We start from the raw sequence: 19,613 nt of genomic DNA, 5'->3' as shown, positions 1-19,613 counted from the left end.
ACCAACCGTTCAGTTACATAGCCCGAGGAGCAAGCATGAGCGGCTTCACCGTCCCCGATCAGTCCGGCCGCCTCGCCGTCGTCACCGGTGCCAACAGCGGCATCGGACGCGAAACCGCCCACCGCCTCGCCACGGCCGGCGTCGAGGTCGTCCTCGCCGTCCGCGACACCCGCAAGGGTCACACCGCCGCTGCGGGCATCCGGTCCACCACCCCCGACGCCCGACTCCACGTCGAGGAACTCGACCTGTCCCGCCTCGCCTCGGTGACCGACTTCGCCCGCCGCCTCACCGCCCGGGGCCGCCCCGTCGACCTGCTCGTCAACAACGCCGGCGTCATGGCCGTACCCACCCGGCACACCACCGCCGACGGGTACGAACTCCAGTTCGGCACCAACCACCTCGGCCACTTCGCGCTCACCGGCCGGCTCCTGCCCCTGCTCGCGGCCGGCGACCACCCCCGCGTCGTCACGCTCAGCAGCGGCACCCACCACGTCGGCCGCATCGACTTCGACGATCTGCAGAGCGAGCGCCGCTACGGCGCCAACCGCGCGTACGCCCAGTCGAAACTCGCCACGCTGATGTTCGCCGACGAACTCCAGCGACGCAGCGACCGCCACGGCTGGGGCCTGCTCAGCGCCGCCGCGCACCCCGGCGCCACCCATACCAACCTGCAGTCCGCCGGGCCCAGCCTCGGCCGCGACCGCACCCAGATCCCGTTCGTCACCCGGCTCACCATGCGGATCCCCGGCTTCTGGCAGGACGTCGACCAGGGCGCCCTGCCCACGCTCTATGCCGCCACCAGCCCCGACGCCGCCGGCGCGCAGTACTACGGCCCCAGCGGCCCGTTCGGCCTGACCGGCCAGCCCGCTGTGGCCCGCAAGTCCCGGCGCGCCCGCGACGCCTCCGTGGCCGAGCGGCTCTGGCAGGAGTCCGAACGGCTCACCGGCATCACCTACCCCCGCTCGGCGGTCCCCGCCGGCCGCTGACCCCCCGCCACCGGTTGTCTCCGCTGCCGGTTGTCTCCGGCGACCGGCGCGACGGGTCTCAGGACTTGGGGCCGACGTGCCGGTCGAGGGCGGCGACCGCGTCCCGGCGGGCCACCGAGAGCGAGTTGCGCCGGTTCATCCGCCAGGGGATGCCGAGCAGGTCGAGGGCCCACTGGCACAGCCCCATGATGTCGGTCGACTCGTTGACGAACATGTACCGCGGATAGACGTACGCCTTTCCACGCACCCGTACCCGGTTGGCGAAGCGGGCACCGTCGGAATGGAACAGCCCCCGTAGGAAGCTTCCGGCGTGAGCGATCAGGATCTCTCGTTGCCAGTCCGTGAGCACGATGGGCCGCTCATGCTTTTTCCCGGGGCCGTGCTGCGGCAGCAGACAGGGCCAGTGCTTGCCGTAACTCTGCACGCTGATCCACCCCGGATGCCGTACCCGCTGCACGCGTGCGGCGAGCACCGCCCGCATGGCGGCGTCACAGGCGTCGACCAGCCCCGGCCAGCTCCTGCTGCAGCTGATTCGCAGCACTGGCACGCGTGCGGACGTGACGAGGTGCCCGTCGCCCAGGTAGAGGCCGAGCAGGTAGGCGTAGGCCCCTGGATCTGTCGGATTCTCGTCATGCCGACAGCGGAAGCACCGGACCGCCGTTCCGCCGACCAAAGGCTCCGGTCGGTCACGGCACCAGTGCCACACCGTGCGATAGGGAAGTCGGACGCTGCGGGCGACGTCGGCGATGGTGGCTCCGGACAGGTAAAGCGATCGTGCGCGAGCGCGGATTTCGGGTGGGTGCACCGATCCAGCTTCAAACAGGCGTACGACAACTTGTGTCCCCGGTGGGATTCGAACCCACACTGTCGGAGGTTTGAGCTCCGTTTCTCTACCGGTTGGAATACGGGGACATCCTCGCGGAACGCTCTGGCGGCGTCTCACAGGGTACCCACTACGCTAAGGACGGCGACACCCGGCTGGGCGGGTGTCGGGTTCTGACTGGTGGGGGTAGGGCTGGTGGCCGAGACGCAGACGGATGCCGAGCGCAGGCGGGTACTGATCGCCGAGGACGAGGCGCTCATCCGGCTGGACCTCGCCGAGATGCTGGTCGAAGAGGGCTACGAAGTGGTGGGGGAGGCCGGCGACGGTGAGACCGCCGTCCGGCTCGCCGAGGAGCTGAAGCCCGACCTGGTCATCCTCGACATCAAGATGCCGATCATGGACGGGCTGGCGGCCGCCGAGCGGATCGCCGGCGCCCGGATCGCGCCGGTGATCATCCTGACCGCGTTCAGCCAGCGGGACCTGGTCGAGCGGGCCCGGGCGGCCGGCGCCATGGCGTACCTCGTGAAGCCGTTCCAGAAGAGCGACCTGGTCCCGGCCGTGGAGATCGCGCTCTCCCGCTACTCGGAGATCGCCGCTCTGGAGGCGGAGGTCGCCGGCCTGACCGACCGCCTGGAGGTCCGCAAGACGGTGGAGCGCGCCAAGGGCGCGCTCATGACGACGTACGGGATGACCGAGCCGCAGGCGTTCAAGTGGATCCAGCGCACGGCGATGGACCACCGGATGACCATGAAGGAGGTCGCCGAGCGGATCCTCGTGGAGACCGCCGGCGGTGACCTGCCCCGTCCCGCGTCCTGATCGGACGTTCGGGGGGCGCGGGTGTCGTCCCCGGTGGTTAGCATCCATCCATGTCGGTCCGTCCTGTGGTCGCGGTGCTCGGCCTGCTCGCCGTGCTGGTGGCCGGCTGCGAGCGTTCCGCCTCCCACGACGGTGACGTGCCCCAACCGGTCGCACCGGCCTGGCAGGCGGTGACACTGCCGGCGCCGCCGGGTCCGCCCGGTCGCGTGCTGCTGCGCGACGCGGTGGCGTGCGCGGGCCGGTGGTACGTGGTCGGTGGGGTGGCCGATCCGGCCGGTGCCACGCGGCCGGCGGCGTGGACCAGCCTCGACGGGTCCGCGTGGCGGAGCGTGCCGATCCGGGCCGACTCGTTCTACGGCAAGCAGAACGTGCTGTATTCGGTGGGGTGCCGCGACGGTGTGGCGGCGGTGATCGGCGCCAAGGTCGGTGGCGCGCACGGCTACCCGCGGGTGAGCACGTGGCGACAGCTGCCGGACGGCGGGCTCGTCGAGGTGCAGGCCCCGTTCGAGACGTACGGGGGGCCGAAGGCGATCAACGTGTCCCGGCTGGCCGGCGGGCCGGCGGGTTGGTTGATCGTGGGAAACCGGTCCAGCGGGGCGGCGTCGTGGGTGTCGTCGGACGCGGCGGAGTTCACGTTGGTCGAGGGGGCTCCCGAGCTGGCGAGCGATCCGTCCGGGGTGAGTTGGGCGTTCGACGGGGCGGCCGTGCCGGAGGGGTGGTTGGCGGTCGGCGGGTGGTTGCCGTCGGGGCGGATCGACCGGGATCCGGTGGTGTGGACGTCCGCGGACGGGCGTTCGTGGCGGCGGACGCTGCTGCCGGGCAGCCGTGACTACGAGGAGTTGCAGCGGGTCGCGGTCGTCGACGGCGTACCGGTGGCGGTGGGTCTGCGCGGCGGCGCGTTCGGCGCGTGGCGGCGGGACCCGGGCGGCTGGGTGGCGGCGGGCGTCTTCGGTCGGCGTGCCGCTGCCGGGGTGCCGGCGGTGACGGCGCTGGTGGCCGACGGGGGCCGGTTGGTGGCGGCGGTGGCCGACGGGGAGCGGCACGCGGTCTGGGTGTCGGCGGACCGGGGCGGGTCGTGGAGTGAGGTGACGGTGCCGGTCGCGGCGCCGGCGGGCGCGGACCGGGACGTGGCGGTGGTCGCGGTGGGTGACCGGTGGTGGCTCGCGGTGGACGACGGCGCGCGCTCCGGCTTCTGGTCGGCCCCGGCGCCGACCGGCGCGGGCCGATGAGGCGCGGGGCCGTCCGGCCGGGCGCGGGCCGATGAGGTGTTGAGCCCCGGTCCGGCGCGGACCGGTGAAGCGCCGACCGGCGGCGGGCCGGTGAGGCGCCGACCGGCGGCGAGCCGGTGAGGCGCTGAGGCGCGGCGGTCCCGCGCGCTCGGTTTGGCCGGGGCGGTGGGTGTCGACGGTCGTGGCGCGGCGGGTCGGGGTGGCGCGGTTTTCCGCCCGGAAGGCGCCCGGGGCAACGATGTGGCGCCGTCCCGGCAGGGCGTCACGACCGTTGGAGGGATTGACCTGTTACGGGCATCGGGTCGATCGCGCACGTCTTCGTAACGGTTTCGCAGACCCCGGTTTCAGGCCTTCCGAGACTGTGTGCGGTGTCGGTACGCTCCGCCATCACGAGCCGTAACGCAGGGGGCGTCCCTGCGGGGTGGGTGGATTCGCGGGTCTGCTGCTGTCCCCGTCACGTCGGGTCAGTCACGCCCGCACCCTGGAGGAGGTCAGGAAGCCGTGAGGCGAAGCTATGTACGGGCGCTGGGTACCGCCGCGCTCGCCGCGACCCTGGTTGTCGCAGCTGGTTGCCAGGATTCCGGTGGCGAGGAGGGCACCGCGTCCGGTGACTGTGGCGGCAAGATTGCGATCTTCGGTGCGTTCACCGGTGACAACGCGGGTCTGGTGATCCCGTCCCTGAACGGCGCGAAGCTCGCCGTGAAGCAGTTCAACGAGGCGAACCCGGACTGCAAGGTCACCATGCAGGAGTTCGACACCCAGGGTGACCCGGCGGTGGCGACCCCGTTCGCGAACCAGATCGCGGGTGACAACTCGTTCCTCGGCGTCATCGGTGGTCACTTCTCCGGTGAGTCGGACGCGACGATGCCGATCTACCAGGCCGCCGGCCTGGCGATGGTGGCCCCGTCGGCGACGCGTACCGACCTGACCCAGAAGGGGAACACCTCCTTCTTCCGGGTGGTCGGCAACGACGGCACGCAGGCCGGTGCGGTGGCGACGTACCTGAAGGCGCAGAACGCCCAGAAGGTCTTCATGATCGACGACGCCAGCGCGTACGGCGCGGGTATCACCGAGGAGCTGGGCAAGCAGCTCGGCCCGCTGGTGGTGAACAAGGACAAGATCCAGGAGCGGCAGGCGCAGTTCGACGCCACCATCTCCAAGATCAAGGCGGCGCAGGCCGACTACGTCTTCTACGGCGGTTACACCCGTGAGGCCGCTCCGCTGGTGAAGCAGATGCGCGCCGCGGGTGTGCAGGCCAAGTTCGTCGGCCCGGACGGTCTCTACGACCCGGCGTTCCCGGAGGGTGCTTCCGGTGGCGCCGAGGGCGCGATCATCACCTGCCCGTGCCTCCCGGCTGACAAGGCCGGCGGCACCTTCGCGGCGGACTACCAGAAGGAGTACAACATCCCGCCGGGCTCGTACGGTGCGGAGGGCTTCGACGCCGCGAAGATCTACCTGGACGCCTTCAAGGACGGAAAGAAGACCCGGGCGGACATCCTGGCGTACGTGAAGTCGTACGACAAGCAGGGCGTGTCGAAGTACATCAAGTTCGACGCGAAGGGTGACGTCGACCCGACCAAGGTCGTCATCTGGGCCTACCAGATCAAGGGCACGGCGATCGAGCCGCTGCAGGAGCTCAAGCTCAGCTGACGCCTAGGCGCTGGAGTGCGGCCGGGGTGGTGAACCCCGGCCGCACTCGATTCAAGGAGACCCCCGGTGCATTTCGATGAACTGATCGGTCATCTCGGCCAGCACACGGTCGACGGCCTGTCCAAGGGCGCGATCTACGCCCTGATCGCCCTTGGCTACACCCTCGTCTACGGCGTTCTTCGCCTGATCAACTTCGCGCACTCCGAGGTGTTCATGGTCGGTACCTTCGCGGTGCTGATCCTGTGGAACCAGCTCGGGGTCGAAAATAACCCGCCGATCGGCCAGGCGATTCTGTTCCTGGTGCTCGGTCTGCTCGTCGCGGCGGTCGCGTCGGGCGGTACGGCCCTGGCGCTCGAACGGATCGCCTATCGGCCGTTGCGCCGTAAGAACGCGCCGCCGCTGATCTTCCTGATCACCGCGATCGGTCTGTCGCTGGTCTTCGTGGAGCTCTTCGGGCAGGTGCTGCCCAAGCTGCTCGGTGGCGTCCTGCCGGCGGCGTTCGGCCGGCCCCGGCAGATCGTCGGTATGCCGACGATCATCGAGCAGAAGACCCTGTTCACCATCGGCAACACGGCGATCACGAACATCCAGCTGATCGTGCTCATCGCGGCGGTGGCGATGATGGCGCTGCTGGACTGGTTCATCAACCGCACCCGCTACGGCCGGGGTGTGCGGGCGGTGGCCCAGAACCCGGAGACCGCGGCGCTGATGGGCGTCAACCAGGAGCGCGTGATCATGCTGATCTTCGTGCTCGGTGGCATCATGGCCGGCGCCGCGGCGCTGTTGTGGAGCATGCGGTTCGGTTTCACCCAGAACAGCATCGGGTTCGTGCTCGGCCTCAAGGCGTTCACCGCCGCGGTCCTGGGCGGTATCGGTAACCTGCGCGGCGCGCTGCTGGGTGGCCTCTTCCTCGGCATCGTCGAGGTCTACGGCGCCACGCTCTTCGCGTCCAACTGGGAGGACGTCATCGCCTTCGTGGTGCTGATCGTGGTGCTGATGTTCCGGCCGACCGGTCTGTTGGGCGAGTCGCTCGGGAGGGCCCGCGCATGATCGACAAGATTCGCTCCGCCGACCGCCGTCGGGTGGGCATGCTGACCGCGGTCGGCGACCGCTGGCGGGCGCTGCCGAGGTGGCAGCAGGGCATCGGGCTGGTCGCCTTCCTGGCGATCCTGTACTACCTGCCCCTGCTCGGCATTCCGGGTCTGACCTGGTTGCGTACCGACTCGATCGAGGGCGGTAACAACTGGGCGGGCGTGCTCTTCGTCTGCGCCATCTACGTGCTGGTCGCGATCGGCCTGAACGTGGTGGTCGGTCTCGCCGGCCTGCTGGACCTCGGCTACATCGGATTCTTCGCGATCGGCGCCTACAGCGTGGCGCTGTTCGGCTCGGTGAACTCGCCGGTGGTCAAGTGGATCCAGCAGGAGTTCGACCTGCCGCCGACGTGGGCGGTGACCTGGGCGATCTGCCTGTTCATCGCGATCGTGCTGACGATGATCTCCGGCGTGCTGCTGGGCTGGCCGACGCTGCGGCTGCGCGGCGACTACCTGGCCATCGTGACGCTGGGCTTCGGCGAGATCATCCGGATCGTGGCCCGCAACGCCACCGGGCTGACCAACGGCCCGGTGGGCATCTCGGCCATCCCCGGCCCGGAGGGTGCGCCGTCGGCGGACAACAAGGTCTTCGGCCTGATCGACGCGAAGCCCTGGTACTGGCTGGCGATCACCTTCGTGCTGATCATGGTGTTCCTGGTTCGCCGGCTGGAGCACAGCCGGGTGGGCCGGGCATGGCTGGCGGTCCGCGAGGACGAGGACGCCGCCGCCGTGATGGGTGTGTACCCGTTCAAGTTCAAGCTCTGGGCGTTCGCCATCGGTGCGGCGCTCGGCGGCCTGTCGGGCTTCCTGTTCGGTAGCCGCAACGCGTTCATCGACCCGACCCAGTTCAACGCGAACCTCTCCATTCTCTTCGTCGCCATGGTCGTGGTCGGCGGCTCCGGCAACATGATCGGCGTCTCGCTCGGCGCGGTGCTGTTGGCGTACCTGCCGGAGCGGTTCCGCGACTTCGCCGACTACCGGTGGCTGGTCTTCGGTCTGGCCATGGTGCTGGTGATGATCCTGCGTCCGCAGGGCCTGATCCCCAGCCGGCGGCGGGCGCGGGAGCTGAAGGACCGTGCGGCGGAGGCAGAGGAGGTGCCCGCTCATGTCTGACGAGACCACCAGCACGTCGGCGCCGAAGATCCCGGCCCAGCCGGGACCGCGGCCGCTGTTGCTCGAGATTGACGACGTGACGCTCCGCTTCGGCGGTGTGGTCGCCCTCGACGGGGTCAACTTCCAGATCCACGAGGGCGAGATCCTCGGACTGATCGGGCCGAACGGCGCCGGGAAGACGACCTGCTTCAACGTGATGACCGGGGTGTACCGGCCGACGTCCGGGGCGGTCCGGTTCCGGGGCCAGAAGGTGACCGGCCGCAAGCCGCACCAGATCAGCCAGCTCGGCATTTCCCGGACGTTCCAGAACATCCGTCTCTTCCCCGAGATGACGGCGCTGGAGAACGTCATGGTCGGGACTGACTCGCGGCACAAGACCAGCGTGCCGGGTGCGCTGTTCCGGCTCTACCGGGTGCGGCCGAAGCCGGAGGAGCTGCCTCAGGTCACGGCCGAGTCCGGCATCGTCCGGACGTGGCAGCAGGTGCGGCGGTCGTTCGCCAAGACGTTCGGCCTGTCGCGGCACATCCTCGAGGAGCGGGCTGCCGAGGCGAAGGCCCTGGCGCTGCTGCGCTTCGTGGGGATCGCCGACCGGGCCAACGACGAGGCGCGCAACCTGCCGTACGGCTACCAGCGCCGCCTCGAGATCGCCCGGGCGCTGGCCACCGAGCCGAAGCTGATCTGCCTGGACGAGCCGGCCGCCGGCTTCAACCCGGCGGAGAAGGAGGAGCTGCTCACCCTGATCCGCAAGATCCGTGACATGGGCCTGACCGTGCTGCTCATCGAGCACGACATGCGGCTGGTCATGGGTGTCACCGACCGGATCGTGGTGCTGGAGTTCGGCCGGAAGATCGCCGAGGGGGCGCCCGCCGACGTGAGTCGCAACCCGAAGGTGATCGCCGCGTACCTGGGGGAGTCCGTCGATGACGCTGCTTGAGCTCGAGAACGTCACCGTTGCCTACGGCCGGATCGAGGCGCTGCACGGCATCAGCCTCACCGTCAACGAGGGCGAGGTGGTGGCCCTGATCGGCGCGAACGGCGCCGGCAAGACCACCACCATGCGGGCCATCTCCGGCACCCGGTCGCTCTCCGGCGGGAAGATCACCTTCAACGGTGAGGACATCAGCAAGCTGCGGGCGGACCTGCGGGTCGTTCGGGGTCTGTGCCAGTCGCCCGAGGGGCGGCAGATCTTCCCGGGCATGACGGTGATGGAGAACCTGGACATGGGGGCGTACACCCGGCGGGACTCCGCCGGCATCGCCGCCGACCTGGACCGGGTGCTCACGCTGTTCCCCCGGCTCGCCGAGCGGCGCAAGCAGGCCGGAGGCACCCTGTCCGGCGGCGAGCAGCAGATGCTCGCGGTCGGTCGGGCGCTGATGAGCCGCCCCAAGCTCCTGCTGCTGGACGAGCCGTCGATGGGGCTGGCCCCGCTGGTGATCCGGCAGATCTTCGACATCATCACGGAGATCAACCAGCAGGGCACCACGATCCTGCTGGTGGAGCAGAACGCCCAGCAGGCGCTCTCCCGGGCGCACCGGGGGTACGTGCTGGAGACCGGGCGGATCGTGAAGGAGGGCTCCGGTGAGGAGCTCCTGCACGACCCGGCGGTCAAGGAGGCGTACCTCGGCGTGGCCTGACGCCGTACCGCGGACGGCCGCCCCGGGACCTTTCCCGGAGGCGGCCGTCCGTCGTTTCTCGGGCGGTGGCGGAGGGCGGCGATGTCGGTGGTACGGGCTAGAGTCGCCACGTGACAGCTACGACGCCGCGCCTGCTCCTCGTCGACGGACACTCCCTGGCATACCGGGCGTTCTTCGCCCTGCCGGTGGAAAACTTCTCCACCACGACGGGCCAGCCGACCAACGCGGTCTACGGCTTCACCTCGATGCTGATCAACGTGCTGCGCGACGAGCAGCCGACCCACATCGTCGTCGCCTTCGACGTGTCCCGGCGGTCGTTCCGCACCGAGAAGTACGCGGAGTACAAGGCGGGCCGCAGCGAGACGCCGACGGATTTCAAGGGTCAGGTCAGCCTCGTGAAGGAGGTCCTCGCGGCGCTGCGGATCCCCGTGGTGGAGAAGGAGGGCTACGAGGCCGACGACGTCATCGCCACCCTCGCCTGCCAGGCCCGCGACCAGGGCATGTCGGTGCTGATCACGACCGGTGACCGGGACGCCTACCAGCTGGTCGACGACCACATCACCGTGCTCTATCCGCGCAAGGGCGTCTCCGACCTGGCCCGGATGGATCCGGCCGCGGTCGAGGCGAAGTACGGTGTGCCGCCGCAGCGCTACCGCGACCTGGCCGCCCTGGTGGGCGAGACGAGCGACAACCTGCCCGGCGTCCCCGGCGTAGGCCCGAAGACCGCCGCGAAGTGGATCACCAGCTACGGCGGGGTCGACGGGGTCGTCGCCCGGGCCGACGAGATCAAGGGCAAGGCCGGCGACAGCCTGCGGGAGCGTCTCGCCGATGTGATCCGCAACTACGAGATCAACTGCCTGGTCTCCGACCTGGAGCTGCCGCTGCGTCCGGAGGACGCGCGGTGGCCGGGCTGGGACCGGGAGGCCGTGCACCAGGTCTTCGACACCCTGGAGTTCCGCATCCTGCGCGACCGGCTCTACCAGTACCTGGAGGCGGTGGAACCGGAGGCGGAGGCGGGCTTCGACCTGGCCGGCCAGGTGCTCACCGAGCCCGGCGCGCTGACCGGCTGGCTCGACACGCACGCCCCGGCCGGCACACCCGTCGGGGTGGCGGTCAAGCTCGACACCGGCCCGAACCGCCGGCACACCGCCTCCGTGCTGGGCGTGGCGCTGGCCACCGCGGGCGGCGCCGCCGTGTGGTTCGATCCGAGCCGGCTCGACGCGGCCGACGAGGCGGCCCTGGCCGGTTGGCTCGCCGACGGGGAGCGCCCGAAGGTGCTGCACGACAGCAAGCCGGCGGTGCTCGCGTTCGCGGCGCACGGGTGGTCGCTCGAGGGGATCAGCCGCGACACCCAGATCGCCGCGTACCTGGCCCGCCCCGACCAGCGTTCCTACGACCTGACCGACCTCGCCCTGCGCTACCTGCACCGGGAGTTGCGCGTCGACGCCCCCGACACGGGCCAGCTGACCCTGGAGGGGCTGGGCGCCGACGGGGAGGTCGAGCAGAACCTCATGCTCCAGGCGCGGGCCACGCTCGACCTCGCCGACGCGATCGACGCCGAGCTCTCCCGCGACGGCGAGCAGTCCGCCCGGCTGATGAGCGGGGTGGAGCTGCCGCTCATGCGGGTGCTCGCGGGGATGGAGAGCACCGGCATCGCCGCTGACACGCACTACCTCTCCGAGTTGGAGGCGCACTTCGCGGCCGAGGTGAAGGCCGCCGCGCAGGGCGCGTACGAGGCGGTCGGGCGGGAGTTCAACCTCGGCTCACCGAAGCAGTTGCAGGAAATCCTCTTCGGCGAGCTGGGCCTGCCCAAGACCAAGAAGATCAAGACCGGCTACACCACCGACGCCGACGCGTTGCAGTGGCTCTACGCGCAGAACCCGCACCCGGTGCTGGCCCACCTGCTGCGGCACCGGGACGTGGCCAAGTTGAAGTCCACGGTCGACGGTCTGCTCAAGTCGGTCTCCGACGACGGGCGCATCCACACCACCTTCAACCAGACGGTGGCGGCCACCGGCCGGCTCTCCTCCACCGAGCCGAACCTGCAGAACATCCCGATCCGCACCGAGGAGGGGCGGCGGATCCGCCGCGCGTTCGTGGTGGGTGAGGGCTACGAGTGCCTGCTCACCGCCGACTACAGCCAGATCGAGATGCGCATCATGGCGCACCTCTCGTCGGACGACGCGCTGATCGAGGCGTTCAACTCCGGCGCCGACTTCCACGCGGCGACCGCCTCGTCGGTGTTCGGCGTGCCGCTGGCCGAGGTCACGCCCGACCAGCGCCGCAAGATCAAGGCGATGAACTACGGCCTGGCGTACGGGTTGAGCGCGTTCGGCCTGTCCCAGCAGCTGGGGATCGGCACCGAGGAGGCCCGGGGCCTCATGGAGGACTACTTCTCCGGCTTCGGCGGCGTCCGCGACTATCTGCGCGAGGTGGTGGCCCGGGCCCGGCACGACGGCTACACCTCGACGATCCTGGGCCGCCGCCGCTACCTGCCGGACCTGGTGAGCGACAACCGGCAGCGGCGGGAGATCGCCGAGCGGATGGCGCTGAACGCCCCGATCCAGGGTTCCGCGGCGGACATCATCAAGGTCGCCATGCTGCGGGTCGACGCGGCGGTGAAGGAGGCCGGGCTCGGCTCGCGGATGCTGTTGCAGGTGCACGACGAGCTGGTGTTCGAGGTCGCGCCGGGCGAGCGGCAGGTGCTCGAGGAGTTGGTGCGCCGGGAGATGGGCAGCGCGTACCCGCTGTCGGTGCCGCTGGAGGTGTCCGTCGGCGAGGGGCGGGACTGGAACAGCGCCGACCACTGACGGCCGGCGCCGCCGATGTCACCGGTTCGGGCGCTCCGGGCCGCCGCGGGACTTCGGTGGGGCGCCGCGGCGTTGCAGGGCGCGCCGGGACGGGCCGCCCGGCGGCGGCAGCGGTGCCTTGAGCGGGTCGTGCCCCCAGTTCATGAGCGACCAGCGCCACTTGGTGTCGCGCACGTCACCGGAGGGGCGTTGGGCCATGTGTCGGCGGACGTAGCCGACGACCTTGCGCATGTGCCGGAAGTCGGCCTGGGAGAGGTCGGCGCGCTTGCGGCGCAGCAGGTCGATGATCTTCCGACCGGACTCGTGCCCCACCGACTCGCCGCCCCGGCTGCCCTTCCGGCGCCAGCCCACGTGCTTGGACTCGTCGGTCTCCAGCCACGCCGACAGCTCGCGGGGCTTCATGTTCACGGCCTCGGTGAACTCCCGGTAGGTGTCGCGGCCGTCGTCACCGCTGCTCACGGCGCAGCACCTCCGGTCGGTGGGCGACGTCCCGGCCGGAGTCGTCGTTGCGGATCCGGTACTGCGGCTCGTCCTCCGACGCGTTCACGGCGTGCCCGCGTACGTGCGTGCGTTCGGTCAGTTTCTCCTTGACCACGCCGTACGCCCGGCCGCTGTGACTGGCCCAGGAGACGTGGTCACCCTTGCGGAACTCCCTCTTCTCGGCCATGCCGTCGGGGTACCCGGGGCCGGCCGGCGGAAACGACGCCGGTCAGGAGGCGACCTCGGCGATCGGTGGTCCGACGCCGGCCGTCACGCGGGTTTCTCGGCCACGAAGATCGCCGTGCCGGGGAAGAGGCGGCCCCGCAGGGGGCTCCACTGCCCCCAGATCCCCTCGTGTCCCTCCGGCCATTCCGGCTCCACGAGGTCGACGAGGCGGAACCCGGCGGCGACCAGTTCCCGGATCCGGTCGCCCAGGGTGCGGTGCTGCTCGACGTAGGTGGCCACGCCGGCGTCGTCCTGCTCCACGTACGGGCGGCGGTCGAAGTACGAGTGCACCGCCCGCAGGCCTCCCTCGCCGGGGTCGTCGAGGAAGATCCACCGCATCGGGTGCGTGACCGAGAAGACCCAGCGGGCGCCGGGTCGCAGCACCCGGAACACCTCGCGCATCAGCGCGGCCGAGTCGTCGACGAACGGGATCGCGCCGAACGCCGTGCAGGCGGTGTCGAACGCCGCGTCGGCGAAGGGCAGGGCGAGCGCGTCGGCCTGCACGAGCGGCACGCGTACGCCGCTGCGGTCGGCGGCCTGCGCGGCGTGGCGCAACATGCCGGCGGAGAGGTCCATGGCGACCGGGTGGGCGCCCTGCGTGGCCAGCCACCGGGCGGCGGCCGCGGCGCCGCAGCCGACCTCCAGGATCCGGGCGCCGGCCAGGTCGCCGAGGAGGTGGACGTCGGCCTCGCGGACCCCCTCCGGGCACCAGACGAAGTCGACGTCGCCCAGGAAGGCGCCGTGTTCGGCCTGGTAGTCGTCGGCGTCGGCGTCCCACCAGCGGCGGCTGGCCACCCGGGCCTCGGCGTCGGCGACCCGGCGGCGGGTCACACGGCTGTCGTCGTCCACCCGCTCACGCTAGGGCCTCGCCGGCCGCCGCGGCGCGCGGACCCCGGCGCGTCGCCCTGCGGTACGGGTGGGGCGCGTGTGACGGACGAGACAGGCGGGACGGATTCCGGGTGATTTCTCGGCTTTCGCAGGTCACGAGGCGATGAGCAGGCGGGAGGGCTTGCACGCTGTGGTAATGCGCAAGGTAGGCTAGACGATGCGCTCGCGGATCGTGTGCCTCGGCAGGGAGCAGGTGCGCGGTCGACGAAGCCACTGACGGCGCCACATCATGACATCTGGCAATCGTTCGGTGTGCCAAGCGACGGGTCCGCTGCGCGACCGGGTCACCGCGACACCACGCCTGCTGTGACATCCCATCCGACCGGAGCAACCGCCCACATGACGAGCAGCATCGAGGCTCCCTCGAGCGCCACCAAGGTCACCGTCGACGACCTCGGCTCCGAGGAAGCTTTCCTCGCCGCGATCGACGAGACCATCAAGTACTTCAACGACGGCGACATTGTCGAAGGCACCGTCGTCAAGGTCGATCGGGACGAGGTCCTGCTCGACATCGGCTACAAGACCGAGGGCGTCATCCCCTCTCGGGAGCTGTCGATCAAGCACGACGTGGATCCGGCCGAGGTCGTGTCGGTTGGTGACCACATCGAGGCCCTCGTCCTCCAGAAGGAGGACAAGGAGGGTCGCCTGATCCTCTCCAAGAAGCGGGCGCAGTACGAGCGGGCCTGGGGCACGATCGAGAAGATCAAGGACGAGGACGGCGTCGTCCGCGGTTCGGTCATCGAGGTGGTCAAGGGTGGCCTCATCCTCGACATCGGGCTGCGCGGCTTCCTGCCCGCCTCCCTGGTCGAGATGCGGCGTGTGCGTGACCTGCAGCCGTACGTCGGGCGGGAGCTCGAGGCCAAGATCATCGAGCTGGACAAGAACCGCAACAACGTGGTCCTGTCCCGCCGGGCGTGGCTGGAGCAGACCCAGTCCGAGGTGCGCACCGAGTTCCTCAACAAGCTCCAGAAGGGGCAGGTCCGCAAGGGCGTCGTGTCCTCGATCGTCAACTTCGGCGCGTTCGTCGACCTCGGCGGCGTGGACGGTCTGGTGCACGTCTCCGAGCTGTCCTGGAAGCACATCGACCACCCGTCCGAGGTCGTCGAGGTGGGCCAGGAGGTCGAGGTCGAGGTCCTGGACGTCGACCTGGACCGCGAGCGGGTCTCGCTGTCGCTGAAGGCGACGCAGGAGGACCCGTGGCGTCAGTTCGCCCGCACCCACGCGATCCAGCAGATCGTGCCGGGCAAGGTCACCAAGCTGGTGCCGTTCGGTGCGTTCGTCCGGGTCGACGACGGCATCGAGGGCCTGGTCCACATCTCCGAGCTGGCCGAGCGCCACGTGGAGATCCCGGAGCAGGTCGTCCAGGTCGGCTCCGAGGTCATGGTCAAGGTCATCGACATCGACCTCGAGCGGCGCCGGATCTCGCTGTCGCTCAAGCAGGCCAACGAGGGCTTCGTCGAGGGCGAGGAGCACTTCGACCCGACCCTCTACGGCATGGCCGCGACCTACGACGCCGAGGGCAACTACATCTACCCGGAGGGCTTCGACCCGGAGACGGGCGAGTGGCTCGAGGGGTACGAGAAGCAGCGCGAGACCTGGGAGCAGCAGTACGCCGAGGCGCGCCAGCGCTGGGAGGCGCACCAGAAGCAGGTGCAGACCTCCCGCGCCGCCGAGGCCGAGGCCGCTGCCAACCCGGCTCCGCCCGTCACCGGTGGCGCCACCACCACCAGCGCGGCCCCGAGCCGGCAGGCCGAGGAGCCCGCGGGCACCCTCGCCACCGACGAGGCGCTCGCCGCTCTGCGGGAGAAGCTCGCCGGCGGCAAGTGACCCGCTGACGACGACAGGCCCCGTCCTCCGCGATCTCCGGATCGCCGAGGGCGGGGCCTTCGCCGTACCTGGGGGCGGGCCAGGGAGCGTGGTCCTTCCCAGATCGCCGATATCGGTCGATCACCAGCGCTCGCCGGGTGAGGTGGGTCCCGGGGCGGCTGAGCGAGTTCCGGCGCGGGTTCGGGCGGGCGCATCGTGCGGGTCGGGGCGGGCCGGGCGGCGCATGATCCACACCGGATCGCCGATATCGCGGTAACGACGGCCTGTCGACCCCGCCAGATCGGCGATCTGGAGTCGATCAAGCCGTGGGGGGCAAGGCAAGCCCGTCTGGCGCTCGTGTTGCCCGGGGCGGATTGGTGATCGACTCGGGTTCCTGGAAGTCGGGCTGTTCGGGCGGGGCGGATACCGCGAGTTCAAGGAAGCCGAGTCGATCACCAGCGCTCGCCGGAGGGTGGGGTGAGACCCGGGGCGCCTGAGCGGGTTCCGGGTGGGTTCGGGCGGGTGCCTTGTGCGGGGCGGTCCGGGCGGCGCATGATCCACGCCGGATCGCCGAGATCGCGGTAACGACGGCCCGCCGACCTCGCCGGATCGGCGATGTGGAGTCGATCACGCCCGCTGGTTGAAGCTCGCGCGTCTGGCGCTCGTCCTGCCCGGCTGATTGGTGATCGACTCGGGTTCCTGGAAGTCGGGCTGTCCGACCGGGGCGGATACCGCGAGTTCATGGAAGCGGAGTCGATCACCGGCGCTCGCCGGAGGGTGGAGCGGGACGCGGCGCGCTTGAGCCGAATCCGGACGGGTTCGGGCGCATCGAGCGGGTCGGGGCAAGCGGAAGCCGAGTCGGTCGCCCCGGCCGGGGGGCGCACCGCCCGCCCGCCAGCGCGACACGGGGGTCCGTTTTGGTGCGGTGGACGCCGTCCGGTTGACTGGGCCCGTGTTGATGGTGGGTTTGACGGGCGGGATCGGGTCCGGCAAGAGCGCCGTGGCGGCACGGCTCGCCGAGCGGGGCGCGGTGCTCATCGACGCGGACCGGGTCGCCCGGGAGGTCGTCGCGCCGGGCACACCCGGGCTCGCGGAGATCATCGAGGCGTTCTCTCCGCGTGTGCTGGCGGCCGACGGCAGCCTCGACCGGGCGGCGCTGGGCGCCATCGTCTTCACCGACGAAGCGGCCCGGCGGCGGCTGGAGGCGATCACCCACCCCCGGGTACGGGCGCGCACCGCCGAGCTGGCCGCCGCGGCGGCGCCCGACGCGATCGTCGTCAACGACGTGCCGCTGCTGGTGGAGGCGGGGCTCGCGGCCACGTACCACCTGGTGGTCGTCGTGGAGACGGCCGTGCCGGTCCGGTTGGAGCGGCTGGCCCGCGACCGGGGCATGGACCGGGCGGAGGCCGAGCGGCGGATCGCCGCGCAGGCCGACGACGCCCGCCGCCGCGCGGCGGCCGACGTGCTGCTGACCAACGACGGCAGCCTCGCCGAGCTGCACGCGGCGGTCGACGCGCTCTGGTACGACCGGCTGCTGCCCTACGAGCGCAACGTCCGCGAGCGGCGGGTGGTCTGGCCGCAGCGGGTCGAGCTGACCGAGCCGGACCCGAGCTGGCCGCAGCAGTACGCACGGCTGGCCGCCCGGATCCGGCACGCGCTCGCGCCGGCCGACCCGCGGATCGACCACATCGGGTCCACCGCGGTTCCCGGGCTGGCCGCGAAGGACGTCATCGACATCCAGCTCACCGTGCCCAGCCTGGACGAGGCGGACGGCCCGCTGGCGCAGCGGCTGGCCGACGCCGGGTTCCCGCGGATACCGGGGGAGTGGTGGGACAACCCGCGCCCGGCCGGCAGCATGCGGTGGGCGAAACGGCTGCACGGCAGCGCCGACCCGGGCCGCCCCGTCAACCTGCACGTCCGTGCGGCCGACTCGCCGGGCTGGCGGTACGCGCTGCTGATGCGCGACCACCTGCGCGCCGACCCGGGCCAGCGGGCCGCCTACCTGCTGCTCAAACGGGAGCTGGCCGCCTCCGCCTCGGACAGCGTCACGTACACCACGGCGAAGGACCCGTGGTTCGACGAGGAGCACCTGCGCGCCGAGGAGTGGGCCGCGCAGACCGGCTGGCGCCCCTGAGGCAGGCCCGTGGCGGCAGCCGAGCCCGGCGCGAGCCAGGCCGTGCCGGCCCCGGCGTGGAGCAAGCCGGGGCCGGACCCCGGCGTGGAGCATGCCGGGGGCGGGGCTGAGCCCCGGCCCGACCGCAACAGGCCGTGCCGCCCGGGCCCGGGTCGGACCCCGGCCGGGCGCTCAGCGGGAGGCGCCGGCCGCCCGGCTGGTGGACCGTTTCGGCGCGGGCAGCGCCGGTACGGTGCCGGGCGTGAGGTCCAGTTGCGCCCAGGCGCCCGGGCCGGTGCGCAGCTCGACGCGGCGGAGCAGCCCGTCCCGGTCGATCCAGTAGCGCTGCAGGCTGCGGGTGGTGCGCAGCTCGACGACGTCCACCGCCCGGTCGGCGAGGGTGTCCTCGCGCAGGCGGACGGCCGTTCCGCGGGGTGCGGTGCGGCCGGCGGCGAGGGCCACGTCGATCAGCGTGGTCAGGTCGTCGGTCCCGGCCCGTTCGGTGCGCCAGGTCGCGTCGGCTGGTGGCGGCAGCGGGGGGCGGTCGGGTCGCTCGGGGTCGCCGGTGGCCGGCACGTCGGCCCGGGTCGTCCCGGTGGCGTCGCGGCGCAGGAGGGTACGGCGTTGCGGTACGCCGAGGTCGGCCACGGCCAGGTAGGCGGTGCGCGCGGTCCAGTTGATCCAGCCCGCGCCGCGCAGGTTTGTGTTCCGGCCTGTCGGGGCGGTGAGAGTGGCGGTGGCGCCGGTGCGGGCCCTCAGCCGTTGGGGCAGGCGGTCCAGCCGGTCCTGCTCGGCCGTGGTGAGGGCCCGGGGCAGGCCGGGACGGCCGCCCAGGGCGTCGACCGGGCGCAGGGTGGGCCGGTCGGTGCGGTTCAGCGTGACCGTGACCGGGCCGGCGCCGGGAAGCTGGGCGGTCAGCCGGTGCAGCCGCGCGTCCTGGTCGACCCAGTACCGCGGCCGGGTGTCCGGGTCGCCGGTCGACGCCACGCCGACCTGCCCGGGAAGGGGCCCCTGGAGGACGTCGACCGGCCCGGCCGGAACGGTTTCCTGGGCGACCCAGCGGGCTCCGGCGGCGGGCAGCGCCGCCGCCGGGTCCGGTTTGTCCGCGGCGAGATCGAAGAGCAGGTCGAGGACGGGCGCCAGGGCGCTGCCGGCGGGCAGTTCGTGCAGGCGCCAGCGGTCGGCGGGTGGCACCAGCGGAGGCGGCGCGGCGGTCGGTACGGCCGTCGGGTCGGGGCGGATCACCAGCAGCGCGGGGGTGGCCTGGAGCAGACCCCGCTCGGCGCCCGCGCCGGGGCCCCCGACGTCCAGGTAGAGCAGCGGGCGCGACCAGTCGACCCAGCCCACCAGCTCGGTGCGGGCCGATCCGGTGCCCGTCGTCACGTGCACTCCGGTGCGCAGGTCGCGGTAGTTGGTGACCCGTACCGCGGCCAGCCGTTCGGCCTCTGCGGTCGTCAGCGACCGGGCCGGCTCGGACCGGTCGGGTTGCCAGCTGAGCAGCGCGAGGACCAGCCCCACGGCGGAGAGGACCGCGACGGCGCCGAGCACCGCCAGCAGCCGCCGCCGGCGGCGGGCCATGACCTTCGGCAGGAGCCCCGTGTCGTCGGGGCCGCCGACACCGGGCGCCGGCAGGCTGGGCGGCCGGCCCGGGCCCGTCGGGGCACTAGGGGACGCGGACGCGGGGTCGGGGCTGGCTGCCCGTGCAGGCGAGGTGTCCACACGTTGTTGAACGGCCCGGGACGTGGCTGGGTGACGTGTGGGGCGCTCGCGGCGGCCGGTCTGCGCCTTGGGCGCGACCACCTCGGTGCGCACGCCGGGCATGCCGGGTGCTGCGACCCTCGTGCCGGGGGCGGCCGGCCGAGATGAACGGCGGCCACCGGGCCCGGTCGGCCGCCGCGAGCGGCCTACACGGAGAGCCTAGCGGGGTGGCATGTGCCACACAATGGGAA

General features: G+C 71.6%; 16 protein-coding genes and 1 tRNA gene. 11 read left to right on the top strand and 6 right to left on the bottom strand.

What is annotated here, in order from left to right:
• The first annotated feature begins 35 nt into the window (after positions 1-35).
• Positions 36-986, top strand: coding sequence for an SDR family oxidoreductase (locus D7193_RS13410; RefSeq protein WP_120779807.1), 951 nt, complete (start codon positions 36-38; stop codon positions 984-986).
• Between the two features lie 58 nt (positions 987-1,044).
• Here D7193_RS13410 and D7193_RS13405 read toward each other — a convergent pair whose 3' ends face one another.
• The gene (locus tag D7193_RS13405; protein WP_241562974.1) at positions 1,045-1,533 is read right to left on the bottom strand and encodes a hypothetical protein; all 489 of its coding nucleotides are present in this window, start codon (positions 1,531-1,533) and stop codon (positions 1,045-1,047) included.
• A gap of 291 nt (positions 1,534-1,824) precedes the next feature.
• Positions 1,825-1,898: transfer RNA gene (locus D7193_RS13400), tRNA-Leu, on the bottom strand.
• 106 nt (positions 1,899-2,004) lie between these two features.
• Between D7193_RS13400 and D7193_RS13395 the strand changes: the two genes are divergently transcribed.
• The 8 genes from D7193_RS13395 (at position 2,005) to polA (ending at position 12,152) form a co-directional block, all read left to right on the top strand.
• Entirely contained in the window at positions 2,005-2,625 is a 621-nt protein-coding gene (locus D7193_RS13395; protein WP_120779805.1) for an ANTAR domain-containing response regulator, read from the top strand.
• A gap of 50 nt (positions 2,626-2,675) precedes the next feature.
• The gene (locus D7193_RS13390) at positions 2,676-3,854 is read left to right on the top strand and encodes a hypothetical protein (protein ID WP_147434379.1); all 1,179 of its coding nucleotides are present in this window, start codon (positions 2,676-2,678) and stop codon (positions 3,852-3,854) included.
• Between the two features lie 501 nt (positions 3,855-4,355).
• Positions 4,356-5,504, top strand: a complete 1,149-nt coding sequence (locus D7193_RS13385; protein ID WP_120779803.1) for a branched-chain amino acid ABC transporter substrate-binding protein — start codon at positions 4,356-4,358, stop codon at positions 5,502-5,504.
• Positions 5,505-5,570: 66 nt separating this feature from the next.
• Positions 5,571-6,554, top strand: coding sequence for a branched-chain amino acid ABC transporter permease (locus D7193_RS13380; RefSeq protein ID WP_120779802.1), 984 nt, complete (start codon positions 5,571-5,573; stop codon positions 6,552-6,554).
• Positions 6,551-7,708 carry a branched-chain amino acid ABC transporter permease gene (locus D7193_RS13375; protein WP_120779801.1) on the top strand — a complete coding sequence of 386 codons (1,158 nt, stop codon included), beginning with the start codon at positions 6,551-6,553 and terminating at the stop codon, positions 7,706-7,708. Before D7193_RS13380 ends, D7193_RS13375 begins: the two co-directional genes overlap by 4 nt.
• A complete protein-coding gene (locus D7193_RS13370; protein WP_241562973.1) occupies positions 7,701-8,642 on the top strand; it encodes an ABC transporter ATP-binding protein in 942 nt (313 codons plus the stop codon). Before D7193_RS13375 ends, D7193_RS13370 begins: the two co-directional genes overlap by 8 nt.
• A complete protein-coding gene (locus D7193_RS13365) occupies positions 8,629-9,342 on the top strand; it encodes an ABC transporter ATP-binding protein (RefSeq protein ID WP_120779800.1) in 714 nt (237 codons plus the stop codon). The genes D7193_RS13370 and D7193_RS13365 overlap by 14 nt, the downstream gene beginning before the upstream one ends.
• Positions 9,343-9,452: 110 nt before the next feature.
• On the top strand, positions 9,453-12,152 hold the full coding sequence (polA, locus tag D7193_RS13360) for a DNA polymerase I (protein WP_120779799.1): 2,700 nt from the start codon (positions 9,453-9,455) through the stop codon (positions 12,150-12,152).
• Positions 12,153-12,170: 18 nt separating this feature from the next.
• On the opposite strand, the gene D7193_RS13355 is transcribed toward polA, so the two are convergent.
• From D7193_RS13355 to D7193_RS13345, 3 genes are all read right to left on the bottom strand, one after another.
• Complete coding sequence (locus tag D7193_RS13355; protein ID WP_120779798.1) at positions 12,171-12,611, bottom strand: DUF3140 domain-containing protein; 441 nt, start codon at positions 12,609-12,611, stop codon at positions 12,171-12,173.
• Positions 12,598-12,819, bottom strand: a complete 222-nt coding sequence (locus D7193_RS13350; protein WP_120779797.1) for a hypervirulence associated TUDOR domain-containing protein — start codon at positions 12,817-12,819, stop codon at positions 12,598-12,600. The genes D7193_RS13355 and D7193_RS13350 overlap by 14 nt, the downstream gene beginning before the upstream one ends.
• 83 nt (positions 12,820-12,902) lie before the next feature.
• Entirely contained in the window at positions 12,903-13,706 is an 804-nt protein-coding gene (locus D7193_RS13345; RefSeq protein ID WP_120779796.1) for a class I SAM-dependent methyltransferase, read from the bottom strand.
• Between the two features lie 378 nt (positions 13,707-14,084).
• On the opposite strand from D7193_RS13345, the gene rpsA reads away from it, so the two are divergent.
• Together rpsA and coaE are read left to right on the top strand one after the other, a co-directional pair.
• Positions 14,085-15,572, top strand: coding sequence for a 30S ribosomal protein S1 (gene rpsA / locus D7193_RS13340; RefSeq protein WP_120779795.1), 1,488 nt, complete (start codon positions 14,085-14,087; stop codon positions 15,570-15,572).
• Positions 15,573-16,503: 931 nt separating this feature from the next.
• Positions 16,504-17,685: a dephospho-CoA kinase gene (gene coaE / locus D7193_RS13335; protein WP_120779794.1), complete on the top strand. Its 1,182-nt coding sequence runs from the start codon at positions 16,504-16,506 to the stop codon at positions 17,683-17,685.
• Between the two features lie 171 nt (positions 17,686-17,856).
• On the opposite strand, the gene D7193_RS13330 is transcribed toward coaE, so the two are convergent.
• On the bottom strand, positions 17,857-19,242 hold the full coding sequence (locus tag D7193_RS13330; protein WP_187356253.1) for a hypothetical protein: 1,386 nt from the start codon (positions 19,240-19,242) through the stop codon (positions 17,857-17,859).
• Between the last annotated feature and the right edge of the window lie 371 nt (positions 19,243-19,613).

Source organism: Micromonospora costi (assembly GCF_003626655.1).
In the GTDB taxonomy this organism is placed as follows: Bacteria; Actinomycetota; Actinomycetes; order Mycobacteriales; family Micromonosporaceae; genus Micromonospora; species Micromonospora costi.
This window is presented reverse-complemented; position numbering and strand designations above follow the sequence as displayed.